10 protein-coding genes are annotated in these 12,765 nt (G+C 46.1%); 5 read left to right on the top strand and 5 right to left on the bottom strand.

The annotated features are described in order from the left end of the window. Window positions 1-10: 10 nt before the first annotated feature. The 5 genes from kdsB to dnaN all read right to left on the bottom strand — a co-directional run bounded on the left by kdsB (window position 11) and on the right by dnaN (window position 4,134). On the bottom strand, window positions 11-736 hold the full coding sequence (gene kdsB, locus AC3WS5_RS03330; RefSeq protein ID WP_492465791.1) for a 3-deoxy-manno-octulosonate cytidylyltransferase: 726 nt from the start codon (window positions 734-736) through the stop codon (window positions 11-13). A 54-nt stretch (window positions 737-790) separates the two neighbouring features. Next, window positions 791-1,021: a putative signal transducing protein gene (locus AC3WS5_RS03325; RefSeq protein ID WP_492465790.1), complete on the bottom strand. Its 231-nt coding sequence runs from the start codon at window positions 1,019-1,021 to the stop codon at window positions 791-793. Between the two features lie 6 nt (window positions 1,022-1,027). After that, window positions 1,028-1,657 (bottom strand): TPM domain-containing protein, encoded by a 630-nt coding sequence (locus AC3WS5_RS03320; RefSeq protein ID WP_492465789.1) that lies wholly within the window; start codon window positions 1,655-1,657, stop codon window positions 1,028-1,030. A 65-nt stretch (window positions 1,658-1,722) separates the two neighbouring features. Next, on the bottom strand, window positions 1,723-2,973 hold the full coding sequence (locus tag AC3WS5_RS03315) for an NAD(P)/FAD-dependent oxidoreductase (RefSeq protein WP_492465788.1): 1,251 nt from the start codon (window positions 2,971-2,973) through the stop codon (window positions 1,723-1,725). 45 nt (window positions 2,974-3,018) lie between these two features. Continuing rightward, window positions 3,019-4,134 carry a DNA polymerase III subunit beta gene (gene dnaN, locus AC3WS5_RS03310; protein ID WP_492465786.1) on the bottom strand — a complete coding sequence of 372 codons (1,116 nt, stop codon included), beginning with the start codon at window positions 4,132-4,134 and terminating at the stop codon, window positions 3,019-3,021. 232 nt (window positions 4,135-4,366) lie between these two features. Here dnaN and AC3WS5_RS03305 point away from each other — a divergent pair, with 232 nt between their 5' ends. From AC3WS5_RS03305 to AC3WS5_RS03285, 5 genes are all read left to right on the top strand, one after another. Beyond that, entirely contained in the window at window positions 4,367-4,855 is a 489-nt protein-coding gene (locus tag AC3WS5_RS03305) for a regulatory protein RecX (protein ID WP_492466465.1), read from the top strand. Next, window positions 4,852-5,697 (top strand): nitrilase family protein, encoded by an 846-nt coding sequence (locus AC3WS5_RS03300; RefSeq protein WP_492465785.1) that lies wholly within the window; start codon window positions 4,852-4,854, stop codon window positions 5,695-5,697. The genes AC3WS5_RS03305 and AC3WS5_RS03300 overlap by 4 nt, the downstream gene beginning before the upstream one ends. 650 nt (window positions 5,698-6,347) lie before the next feature. After that, window positions 6,348-9,479: a SusC/RagA family TonB-linked outer membrane protein gene (locus tag AC3WS5_RS03295; protein ID WP_492465784.1), complete on the top strand. Its 3,132-nt coding sequence runs from the start codon at window positions 6,348-6,350 to the stop codon at window positions 9,477-9,479. A 10-nt stretch (window positions 9,480-9,489) separates the two neighbouring features. Beyond that, window positions 9,490-11,448 carry a RagB/SusD family nutrient uptake outer membrane protein gene (locus tag AC3WS5_RS03290; RefSeq protein WP_492465782.1) on the top strand — a complete coding sequence of 653 codons (1,959 nt, stop codon included), beginning with the start codon at window positions 9,490-9,492 and terminating at the stop codon, window positions 11,446-11,448. 34 nt (window positions 11,449-11,482) lie between these two features. Further along, window positions 11,483-12,745 (top strand): DUF4959 domain-containing protein, encoded by a 1,263-nt coding sequence (locus AC3WS5_RS03285; RefSeq protein WP_492465781.1) that lies wholly within the window; start codon window positions 11,483-11,485, stop codon window positions 12,743-12,745. Window positions 12,746-12,765: the final 20 nt, after the last annotated feature.

Here is a 12,765-nt window from a genome sequence, read left to right as displayed (position 1 = left end):
GGGCTTTTAATTATTTGTGTAAACCAGCCATCGCCTTTTCCAGGTCTTCGGGTGTATCGATGGCGATATTCCTGTAATCAGTTTCCGCCAGATAAATATCCACGCCGTTTTCCAGGAACCTCAACTGTTCCAGTTTTTCAGCCTTTTCCAGTTCGGAAGGAGGCCAGGTTGTAAACGCCATGAGCGCGTTTTTCCGAAACGCGTAAACACCCACATGCAGATAATAATGAACGATAACCTCTTCATCGCGGCGGTACGGGATCAGGCTTCTGCTGAAGTACAGGGCCTTGCCTCTTTGATTGGTTACCACTTTAACAGCGTTCGGATTCTGGGCTTCAGCGGGATGATCAAAACGACGCATCAGTGATCCTACCTCAACCCGGTCATCATTAAAAAGTTCAATCAGTTTTTTAAGCGGCTCTTTTTGGATGAACGGTTCATCACCCTGCACATTCACGATCACATCTACGTCCATGGCCGCGGCCGCTTCGGCTATACGATCGGTCCCGCTTTCATGTGTACGGGTGCTCATAACCGCCCTCCCGCCGCGACGGGTAATTTCATCAAAAATGATCTGGCTATCGGTAGCCACCCATACATCCCGGAAAAGACCGCTGGCAACGACGGTGTCGTAAGTATGGCAGATAACGGGTTTGTCCCCCAGCATTTGCATCAGCTTCGCCGGGAAGCGGGTAGCGGCGTAACGGGCGGGAATTATTGCAATGACTTGGTCCATGTGGTCAAAGATAATCACTACCGGTCATTGCCCGAATCGGTACCGGTTTGCTGGCTACCGTTTACCGTCATTTTTCCGAAGCGCAGCCAGTGTCCGCAGCGCCCGCTCCATCTGGGGTTCAGTTACCATCAGTTTAATCCCGCCCACCGCGTTTGAAATGAAAGGACTGATTGTCACCGCATTCTCATCCTTCAGCCAGCACCTGATATCTACATCTTCAAGCAAGCCCATAGCCAGGTGGGCTTCAATATAATTATCGTATGCAGCGACAACCCCGAATTTCATGACGATTTAATTTGCGACCGGTTTCCTGATGGGCTTGGGGTCAAAGACAATATTCTTCCGGACGGTGTTCATCAGTTCCTGTAAACCGGCAAAACTCCCTTCATAATAGGTTCCCTTTGAGATGGCTGGTTGAAAAGTGGTCTCAACCACATGGGTAGCTTCGGCCGGTGACAGCAATTTATTGACAAAACTGCCGAAATCGATTTTAACCCGATTAAACTCCCTGCTCATAGAAATGGTCATGCATTTCTGCGAGTTATTGTGGAGCGCGTCCCACTGTTTTAACAGGGCCACGTTATTTGAATCGAAATTGGACGCAGGTACATTGTCTGCTCCAAGCGTAACCAACTTGATGGGAATCAGGTTGGTGCTTTCAAAAAGCCTCATCAGCGAATCAAGCTTGTGACGCTGGACCTCTGTGAAGAGCCCTTCCTGGTCATACACGTAACCCACCGTTGCCGGTGTGCTATGGGATATCGGCGGCTTCAAAGTCCGCTGGGCGTTGCGTACATTACTTTGCCCTGCAGCGGCCATAGAAACCTTGCCCGGGTTGCAGGATACCAGGCTTGCAAATGAAGCTGACAGGATGATCAGCAAGAATAGTTTTGCGGGGACTTTGTCATTGATTATGAACATGGGAACTTTTTGTTGAATATATGAATAATTACGGACATCACCTGCAGTTGCAGTTGCCTTGTGACTCAGGGCCGGTTGAATATCAGCCTCAGGTAGAACCCCGGCCGTGTGAGCATTTTCCGCAAATCCACTTCATAAAACATGCCAGACATCAGTTCCTGTAGTTTTTTATTGCGTGCGCTGATATTCATCAGCAAGTTGAAGAGCAGCGGCACCCTGACCAGGCGTTGCAGCCTCGCACTTAGACGGAGCTCTGCACCTATGACCCTATCGATCTCTGCATCGTAACGCAGGAGTGCTTTTGCAGAAAAGTCGTTGTTTTTCAAAGCCTGTACAGCCTGTTGTGCGGCAATCCTGCCGGAATAAAAAGCGTTTCCGATGCCTTCGCCGGTGAAGGGGTCTATTAGCGACGCGGCATCTCCAGTCAGCAGGTACCTTTCGCCGGAAAGCCTCCTTTTCTTACTGCCCAGCGGAAGACCGTAGCCTTCAATCTTGCCGGTAAGACTCGCTTCTTTAAATCTTTCCCTGATAACCGGGTCTTCGTCAATAATTCTCAGGAGTTCCTTTTTCAGGTTGATTTTTTTCTTTTGCAATACGTTGCTGGGCATTCCTAAGCCCACATTGGCTTCTCCGCCGGGTAGGGGAAAAATCCAGAAATAGCCCGGCAGGAGGCCCTTGAGAAAATGTAATTCAATAAAATTATCCGGATGATTCCCCTGCACATTTTTGTAATACGCCCTGAGACCCGCCATGTAATGAGCCGGTTCCATTTTGATACCGGCTACTTCCTTTGAAAAAGACGAATGGGCGCCGTTGGCCACAATCAGTATACGGGCTTTGATATTAAAGCCGTCTTTATTCCACAGCATGTATCCATCTTCCCCCAGCCTAAAATCTGAAATTTCCACACCTTCAAAAAATTTCACATGCTTGCAATTTCTAAGCTCGCGGGCCAGGAAATGGTCGAAGTCCATTCTTTTGCATACATATCCGATGGGTGCGTTCTGCATGCTGCCATCCACTTCCGGCTCAGTCATTCCCCCTGAAATATCCACGCTACGCCGGTTTGGCGCGACAAAACGTACACCCCCGCTATCTGCTTTACCGGCAAACTGCCCCAGCCTGGCGGCCACATCCGGGTCTATTCTTTTCAGGGTAGTGAGCACTTTACCACTCAGTCCATCACCGCAAACTTTATCTCTCGGAAAGATGGCTTTATCAACAATGACGCAGTCGATGCCGTCCCGGTTCAATTGCAGGGCAGCAGCCGCTCCTGCCGGACCGGCGCCTATAATACAAATATCTGTAACGATCATGAATTGAAAAATACCGGTGATTTGACAGTAGGCAGCGCGCTAAAATTATTCATTCAGCATCAGGGGCATAACAAGCATTAATAAATCTTCTTCGGGCGCCTGTTCTGACGGCTTGAGCAAGCCTGCCTTTGTAGGAGTACTCAATTCCATAAAGACTTCGGCACTGTCGGTGGCATTCAACATTTCCATCAGGAATTTAGCATTAAAGGCTATCACCAGATCCTCCCCGTTATACTGGCATTGCATGCGCTCATTACCTTCGAAGCTAAAATCAATATCCTGCGCGGTAAGCTGCAATTCGCTTCCCGTGATACTCAATGCAACCTGGTACGTACTTTTATTACTGAAGACACTTACTCTGCGCAGCGCTCCCAGGAAATCCGTTCTGCTCACCGTCAGCCGGTAAGGATTCTCTGTAGGTATCACTACCCTGTAGTCCGGAAATCGGGCATCGATCAGCCGGCAGCTCATTTGGGTGGTGCCATGAACCACAAAGAAGTGATTATTGTTGTAATTTAGTACGATCTCGTCGTTGTTATCCGGAAGAGCCGACTTCAACAGGTTAAGCGGTTTCCGCGGAACGATAAAGCTGTCGTTCGCCGGGCATTTTACATCATTCCGGTGATAACGTACCAGTCGGTGAGCATCGGTGGTCACAAACTGGATACCGTCCTCGCTCAATTCGAAGAACACACCTGTCATAGCGGGGCGAAGATCATCGGTGCTGGCGGCAAAAAGTGACTTGTTGATGGCTGTTACCAGCGCCGAAGACGTCATGGTAAACGAAGTTGTATCATCGGCAACCGGTTCTTTAGGGAAATTATCAGGATTTTCACCCATCACTTTGTATTTACCGCTATCGCTGGTTATTTCAATCCCAAAGTTCTTGTCTATCGTGAAAGTAAGCGGCTGCTCCGGAATATTCTTCAGGGAATCAATCAGTATTTTACCGGGTATACACACCCTTCCGTTTTCCTTCGCTTCAACGTTCAATTCGGTCCGCATGACGGTTTCAAGGTCGGTGGCTACAATCGACAGTCGGTTTTGATCAATTTCAAAAAGAAAATCTTCCAGTATGGGTAATACGTTATTGGCGTTGATTACACCTGCAATATTCTGTAATTGTTTTAGCAATGCTGTTGAAGATGCAATAAACTTCATCTTAGTCTTTTTACGGGTTTAACGAATCCTTTGGTTCTAAATTGATTGAGGCGAAACTACTATTTTATTGCCTATTCCATAAAAATAATATTCCGCATTTCCCGCATTCTATCGGATCACGGCAGAACGGTTTGGCAGCCCCATTTCTTCGCTCCCGGAGGCCGTTTTGGGCTGTTCCCTTCTTAATTTCGGCTGAAAACCTGAACTTCGGGTCGAAAACCGGATACCATTGATGAAATCGGAAAACAAGCCGCTCACAAAGGAGCAGGCTCTGCAAAAGCTACGGCATTTCTGCGCATATGCTGAGCGATGTCATTACGACGTCAGTACCCGGTTATATGAACTGGCAGTCAGGCGTCGTGACCACGATGAGGTCATTGCCACACTGATCGAAGAGGGGTATCTGAACGAAGAGCGATTTGCCAGATTGTTCGCGGGTGGTCATTTCCGCCAGAAAAAATGGGGGCGGAACAAAATCCTGGCCGAACTCAGGCGCAGGCAGATCAGTGACTATTGCATCAGAAAAGCCTTCGAAGAAATCGATGAAGCAGACTACCTTGGTACCCTGCGCAAACTGATGGTGGATAAATGGGAAGGGCTTGGTGGCAACCGGTTTGTGAAGATGAAGAAGACCACTTCCTACCTGATCCAAAAAGGATATGAACCAAGGCTGGTGCACGAATTCCTTCAACAAATTCTCGAAAACCCGGCAACATCATGAACACAATCACCTTCACGCTTATTCAGACAGGGTTAGCCTGGGAAGACAAAGAAACCAATCTCGGCATGATCGGAACGAAGATTGAGGCCATTCGTGAAAAGACTGAAATAGTTGTGCTTCCTGAAATGTTTTCCACCGGTTTCAGCATGCAACCTGAACATCTCGCAGAAACAATGGATGGGCCTGCCATAAAATGGATGCGCGAAATAGCCCTGCGGCGAAAAATTATCTTGACCGGCAGCCTGATGATGAAGGAAACAAATCCGGATTCTTCGAAGGATGCAGGGAAATCAACTGAAGCCAGGTATTATAACCGGCTCATCTGGATGCTCCCCAACGGCGAACATGGGATCTACGACAAACGGCACCTGTTCGCGTATGCCGGCGAACATAATTTTTATACAGCGGGTCAGAATCGACTCATCGCGTCAGTAAACGGCTGGAAAATAAACCTGCAGATCTGTTACGACCTGAGGTTTCCGGTCTGGAACCGGCAATCCCCGACTTTGGCCGGGGAATATCCTTTTGAATACGATATCCTGGTTTTTGTAGCCAACTGGCCGACGAGCAGGGCATTGGCATGGAAAACACTGCTCCAGGCAAGAGCTATTGAAAATCAGTGTTACGTAATCGGTGTAAACCGCGTTGGACGCGATGGGAACGGAATAGACCACCAGGGAGAGAGCATGGTGGTCGGACCATCAGGCGATATTTTATACCAGGGGAGCGAAAGAGAGGAAGTATATACAATTACACTGAATAAATCGCACCTTGAAGATGTACGAAAAAAATACCCGTTCTGGGCTGATGCGGATGGGTTCAATATTTTAAGGGACCTGTAGGACTACGATTTAACCGGCAGACCTGATGGTGGGTGAATGAAACTCTGCCTACCCTTATATTTTTTTACATCCCCGTTTTTGGCAGCTAATGATCTTGTCGGGTGCTTGCCTGTCGGTTTACCCTCCTTCGGCGTGCAGGCCTGCCGAAGATAGGCAGACAGGCAGGGGCCTTGGCAAGAAAATTCACTGTGCGAGAAAAAGTTCTCGTACTCCTTTTCATGGGTGTCCTTGTTAAATTGAAATCTAATCTAAAGTAGATATTGCCGCCTCGTAAATATTCAAATTAAACAAATTATCGTTTGGTCGTCCGGGTAAATTAGGCTCCCGCTACATTAATTTATCACCACTCGGAGCCACTGAAACCCAAGCTGGGACTGATGTGTATTACCAAATCTTTAATTCCCAAAATAGAAAATACAAAAAAATAATCTCACTTCTGTTATTTTTTAACAAAATCATCTATATTCGTGCAGACGACCTGATATATGAACTGATTTTTTCCATGTGAGACATTTACGAAACATTTAAACTAAAATTTCGATTTATCACTAATTATTTATATTAATTATATATAACATATAATTTCTACTTCGATTTTTCCGCTTAACTAAATAAACCATTTTATTTACTAACCCCTCATATTGTCAAAAATGAGAATAAGTATCATTGGAACGATTGTGTTTTGCTTTCTGTTTTCCGCGGGGTTCGCACAGGTCAAAAGTGTTTCCGGCGTCGTCAAAAATGCAGATGACGGAGCGCTTTTATCGGGCGTGACCGTGAGTGCGACGAAAAGAGCAACGCCAGTATTAACTGATAAGAACGGCGAATTCCGGATCAGTGTAGCATTGGGAGATACGCTGATCTTTTCTTATGTTGGTAAGAAATCCCGAACCGAAATTGTCGGCGAGAAGAACATTCTTGAGATCCTCCTGTACACAGAGGCCAATCCCATGGACGAAGTAACGGTCGTTGCCTTTGGTAAACAGAAGAAAGCCAGTGTAGTGGGTGCCATCACTACAGTGAACACCAAAGACCTCAGGATCCCGGCTTCTAACCTTACTTCATCTTTTGCAGGAAGATTGCCAGGCGTGATATCCTATCAACAATCCGGTGAGCCCGGAAGGGATAATGCACAGTTCTTTGTACGCGGCGTTACCACCTTCGGCTACCAGGCGTCGCCGCTTATCCTGATCGATGGCTTTGAATCAACCACCGATAACCTGGCCCGTTTACAGCCCGATGATATAGAATCTTTTTCTATCATGAAAGACGCCCTCGCTACGGTATTGTACGGAGCCAGGGGTGCGAACGGTATCATCATTGTGAATACGAAAGCTGGAAGAGAAGGACCTGTAAGCCTGAACGCAAGAGTCGACGTAAATATCTCGGCACCTACGCGGACCATAAAGATGCTGGATGGTGTCCGGTATATGAGATTATATAATGAAGCGCGCATTTCCAGGAATCCGCAATTGGGCGCGTATTATCCTGAACAGAAAATTCAGTCCACTGAATCTGGTGAGAATCCGATGATATTTCCAAATATAGATTGGTATGGGACCTTGTTTAACAAGAGCACTACTAACATGAAGGCAAATGTTAATATATCGGGTGGCGGACAAGTGGCTACTTATTATGTCTCAGTCGGGGCCGATAAAGAATCGGGACTTTTAAAAGTGGATAAAAGGAATAATTTCAACAACAATATTGATATTGGCCGGTATTCTATCCGATCAAATGTTATATTCAAATTAACTCCATCCACGAAACTCGATACCAGAATTCAGGGAAGGTTTGAAAGATATAACGGACCCTTTGTTTCCGCCTCTGAAATCTTCCGAATGGTTATGAACAGTAACCCCGTGGATTTCCCGCCTTATTATGAACCTGATTCGGCCAATAAATACACGGAGCATATACTTTTTGGAAACAGCTTCGTACAAGGTAGCCTGAAAAACAATCCCTATGCTGAAATGGTACGCGGATATGAAGGCCGGAATGAATCCACGATTAGCGCCCAGGCTACACTGATGCAGGACCTCGATAAAATTATAAAGGGTTTGAAATTTCAGGGGAAGGCATCCGCCACCACCTGGAGTAAGTACGCTAGCAGACGCACTTATTCACCCTTTTATTACGACCTGGAATCTTATAATCAGGTAACCAAAGAGTACAAGCTATTCCCACTCAATCCAACCAGTGGTCAACCTTATCTTGGAAACGTTCAGCCAGTCAGGGATGCGGACGGTCACTATTATTTTGAGGCCCGGTTAAACTGGGAGAGGATATTTGGCAAACACAACATTTCATTAATGACCGTTGGAACGATGGAGGAGAAGCTACTGACAAGCGGCAACAGTACATCCATTTATGAAACGCTCCCCGAAAGAAATATGGGAAATTCAGGGCGTGCTAATTACTCTTATGACGGCAGGTATTACCTGGAGTTTGCGTATGCATACAACGGATCAGAAAAATTTACCGGCGATAAGCGCTATGGTTTTTTCCCGTCAGTGGGTGGCGGATGGACCATATCCCGCGAAGACTTCTGGGAGTCCCTGCGCAATGTTGTTAGTACTTTGAAGCTTCGTGGATCCTGGGGGCTTGTCGGCAATGATGCGATCGCACAGCGTGTTGACCGCTTCTTCTACCTTTCCGATATTTCTCTCAGGGGAGGTACAAACAGTACCATTAACGGATACAGGTGGGGATCTTCCTTTATGAATTCTTACTCCGGTTACTGGGTAAGGCGCTATGCGAATCCAAATATTACCTGGGAACAATCTGAAAAATGGAACCTCGGAATGGAAGCAAACTTCCTTAACGAATCCCTGAAGACTACACTCGATTTCTACCGCGATGTAAGGAGCAAAATTTATATGAGGCGCGAGAATTTCCCCGCAACGGCGGGGCTGGAGGCTGCAGTGAGCGGGAACGTTGGTGAAGTGGAATCCAAAGGTTTTGAAAGTTCTATCGACTACCAAAAAGCAATCAATAAAAACTGGTGGGCCTCAGCACGCTTCAATTTCACCTATGCTACAAACAAACTGGTAAAGATCGATGAAAAAAACTTCCCCGATGAATACCTGAAAAGACTGGGTAGCAACATTAACCAGCAGTGGGGACTAGTCGCCGAAAGACTTTTCGTGGATGAACAGGAAATCAAAAACTCACCTAAACAGGATTTTGGTGAATATATGGCAGGTGATATTAAATATAAGGATATCAATGGCGATGGAATCATCAATGACAATGACAGGGTAGCATTAGGCTTTCCCACGGTTCCGGAAATACAATACGGTTTTGGAGCATCCGTGATGTATAAAAGCGTTGACTTCTCATTCTTCTGTAACGGAAGCGCCAGAACATCATTTTTTATCGATGCGAGTGCGGCGAGTTCAACAAGGGAAGCAGGTATAGCGCCATTCGCAAAAAGACGAAACGCGCTAAGCATCATTGCCGATGATTACTGGAGCGAAACAAATCCTGATGTACATGCATTCTGGCCAAGGTTGTCGACAGATCCCATAAATAATAATACTCAGCAATCATCCTGGTGGCTCAGAGACGGATCTTTCATGAAATTGAAATCCGTGGAAATCGGGTATAATTTGAAAGGACTGAAACACTGGGGTATAAAACCCGGCAGCAGGATCTACATAAGCGGTGAAAACCTGATGACCTTTTCTTCCTTTAAACTATGGGACCCTGAAATGGGCAGGAGAGGGCTAGAGTATCCGCCGAATAAAAGATATAACATTGGAATTCTTTTGACTTTATAAAAACAGGAATATGAAATTTTATAGATCTATTGCATTCGTTATTCTGATAACTTCAACTATCTCCTGTAAAAAATATTTGGATATAGTACCTGACAATACGCTAAGGCTTGAGAACATTTTTAACCTGAAACAGGACGCATGGGATGCACTGGCCAAAGTATATAGTTTTATCCCCCAGGACGATAAAGTCCATCTGACTTCATGGACCCTGGGTGACGAATGGATTGGGAGACTCGACCTTAACGACAATACATGGGACCTCAGAGCCATGCGCATCATGAGAGGTCTGCAGTCTCAGTCTTCGCCCGAGCTCGGATTATGGTCCGGGACCGAGGGTGGAAAACCATTGTACCAGGCAGTCAGACAGGCTGATGTATTCTTAGCAAACATTGACCGCGTGAAGGATATGACAGACGATGAAAAGAAAGACTGGAAAGCGCAGGTAAAAATGCTAAAAGCTTATTACCTCTTTTTATTAGTTCAACATTATGGACCGATCGTGCTGCCTGTCAAAACAGCTTCTCCCGAATCAGAGAAAGATGACCTTTTCATGCCTCGTTCAAAAGTAGAAGACTGCTTTAATTTTATTCTAAAACTTGCTAACGAGGCGATCCCTGACTTAAAGGAAAGAGCCGCCGAAAATGACCTTGGTCAGATTGATCAGGTCGTGGCAAAGGCCATCAAAGCGCGCATTCTTTTCTTTAGGGCAAGTCCTTTCTTTAATGGGAATAATGAGTACTTTGGTGATTTCATGGACCATGATGGCAAACCGTTTTTCCCCCTGACCTATAACAAGGAAAAATGGAAAGAAGTCATTGACGCAACCAACGAAGCTATAGCCATTGCCGAAGCCAACGGGCGCGGACTTTATACTTTCGAGAGAGACCCGTACACATTCGACCGCGATGCCTTTACCCGCAATCATGACAATATGAAAAAACTTTATGACCTGAGGATGCTAATTTGCGATCCCTGGAATAAAGAAGTAGTGTGGGGTTATTCTAACCTGGATTACTATAACCAAGGCGAATTATCACACGGTTCGAACATCCGACTCCCGCCAGGTTATGGGGATGGCGTAGTGAACACGCCGGCGTACTCCTGGCAGTGGTTGGCAGCCAGCTACCAAATGGCCGAGAGATATTACACAAAGAACGGACTGCCCATCGAAGATGATCTGACCTTTGATATGAACAAAAGACAGAATATTGAAACGACTCCGGGGGCTAACTCCGCCCAATATACACCCATGCTCGGCATTATGCAGCCAGGCGCTCAGACTATCGGTCTCTACCTGAACAGGGAACCGCGGTTCTATGCAAATCTTGGGATCACCGGAGGTTATTGGCGGGCACACACTGTACGAATTAACACGATGATGTTTGCGAATAGCGACGGAGGATTTAACTCTTCGCAGCACACCACAGATTTTCTTTGTACGGGAATTGGCGTTCAAAAATTTGTACATCCCGAATCACAATCGAACGCCTGGCAGCGGACCATCAAATTTCCCTACCCATTAATTCGCATGGCAGACCTTTACCTGATGAAAGCGGAAGCGCTCAACGAGTATTCAGGTCCCAGCGGACAGGTGTATGAAGAGATAAATAAAGTCCGCAGAAGGGCGGGAATTCCCGATGTACAGGCTGTGTGGGCCGACCCTGGTCTCACCAGAAATCCGGGTAAACATTTAACAAAAGAGGGGCTTAGAGATATCATTCTGCGTGAGCGCTCAATTGAATTTGCCTTTGAAGGTCAGCATTTCTGGGATATGATCCGTCACAAGAGGGCCGTCTCTTCTTTTTCATCACCAATCTGGGGCTGGACGCATACGGGAACGACCGCTGCAACCTTTTTCATGCTGGAAGCCAAACAGGTACGGCGTTTTACGATCACGGATTGCCTTTGGCCAATTGACCTGAATGAAATGAATACAAACGGAAAACTAATTCAAAATCCCGGATGGTAATAGCCATACACTTTTCTACAAAATGAAAATTATTATGAAGAATCAATTGGTTACACTCGCTGCTCTTATACTTTTGTTCGCTTCCTGTGAAAAGCAACAAAGGTTTCAAACAGAAAAGGATGGCACTCCCCCGGGGAAAGTAACCCTGAAAAGTTATACACCTTTATATGGCGGTGCCAGATTTTTTTATAGCCTCCCCAATGATCAGGATTTGTTAGGCGTTGAAGCTGTCTATACGAACAAAGACAACCGTTCCTTCAAATTCATGGCCTCCTATTTCCTGGACTCCCTGGATGTGTACGGATTCGCAAGCGTGGCCGAATATAAGGTACAGCTTTTTGCGGTAGACAGGGCAGGTAACCGGTCGGAACCTCTGGACGTTTCCGTGACTCCCCTGGAACCAGCCTATGCAAAGGTTGCGAATAACATACAGGCCAAACCGGGATTCAGCTCATTTTTTCTGGACTGGAACAATGAATTACAGCAGAACATAACGGTTTATGTCGATTATGAATTCCCTGATAAGGGCACTAACCGGAAACTGACAACCGTGTTTTCCTCCAACTTACCCAAGGACCGCAGGTTTATCAATGATCTTTTCCTGAGTACAAACCAGAAAGTCAAAGTCAAAATACGGGTTGCAGATATCTACGGAAATATTACGGAACCTATTGATAAAGGTGAATTCAGCCTGTTCGAAGATATCCAGATACCTAAACAAAATTGGGTGCTTCCTAATCCGAACGATTCCATCGGCGGCATACCCATGGTTTTTGGAAACGGACTGGAAGGAAGGAACGTCAAAGTTATTGATGGTATTATTGACCGTGGTGACAACCTAAATTTTATGCATACACAGAGCAGGGGCCGTACCGGCAAGACTGCAAACGGAAATATGCCATGGAACTTCATCATTGACCTGGGGGCAAAGTATGAAATAAGCCGTATCGTAACCGTACAGCGTCACTCCGGTGGACTGGCCAATGTGTCCAGGGGCCAATACTATCGAAGTGAAAATGTAGGGTTATACAATGTGTATATCTGGGATGATGTACTAAACCAGTGGGAGTTTGTCATGCAACATAAAATTCCCGTACCAACCGGATTAACGGAATTGGAGTTCGTCAAGATCGGCGAAGCCGGTGATATGGCTTATATGTTCCCCGATAATCCCGCGTATACAAAAGCTACCAGGTTATTCAGGTATGAAGCAGTAAAATCCTTTAATGGCAATTACACCCTCGATGACGCCAATTGCCTCTCGGAAATAACCTTATACGGACGAAAGGCAAATTGATTTCTGATCAAAAAACATCA

Source organism: Niabella sp. CPT15-335-S11, from assembly GCF_058792415.1.
This window is presented reverse-complemented; position numbering and strand designations above follow the sequence as displayed.

Excerpts from the sequence above, each read along its gene's own strand:
- kdsB (WP_492465791.1), bottom strand. The coding sequence starts at position 736 with ATGGACCAAGTCATTGCAATAATTCCCGCCCGTTACGCCGCTACCCGC.
- AC3WS5_RS03325 (WP_492465790.1), bottom strand. The coding sequence starts at position 1,021 with ATGAAATTCGGGGTTGTCGCTGCATACGATAATTATATTGAAGCCCAC.
- AC3WS5_RS03320 (WP_492465789.1), bottom strand. The coding sequence starts at position 1,657 with ATGTTCATAATCAATGACAAAGTCCCCGCAAAACTATTCTTGCTGATC.
- AC3WS5_RS03315 (WP_492465788.1), bottom strand. The coding sequence starts at position 2,973 with ATGATCGTTACAGATATTTGTATTATAGGCGCCGGTCCGGCAGGAGCG.
- dnaN (WP_492465786.1), bottom strand. The coding sequence starts at position 4,134 with ATGAAGTTTATTGCATCTTCAACAGCATTGCTAAAACAATTACAGAAT.
- AC3WS5_RS03305 (WP_492466465.1), top strand. The coding sequence starts at position 4,367 with ATGAAATCGGAAAACAAGCCGCTCACAAAGGAGCAGGCTCTGCAAAAG.
- AC3WS5_RS03300 (WP_492465785.1), top strand. The coding sequence starts at position 4,852 with ATGAACACAATCACCTTCACGCTTATTCAGACAGGGTTAGCCTGGGAA.
- AC3WS5_RS03295 (WP_492465784.1), top strand. The coding sequence starts at position 6,348 with ATGAGAATAAGTATCATTGGAACGATTGTGTTTTGCTTTCTGTTTTCC.
- AC3WS5_RS03290 (WP_492465782.1), top strand. The coding sequence starts at position 9,490 with ATGAAATTTTATAGATCTATTGCATTCGTTATTCTGATAACTTCAACT.
- AC3WS5_RS03285 (WP_492465781.1), top strand. The coding sequence starts at position 11,483 with ATGAAGAATCAATTGGTTACACTCGCTGCTCTTATACTTTTGTTCGCT.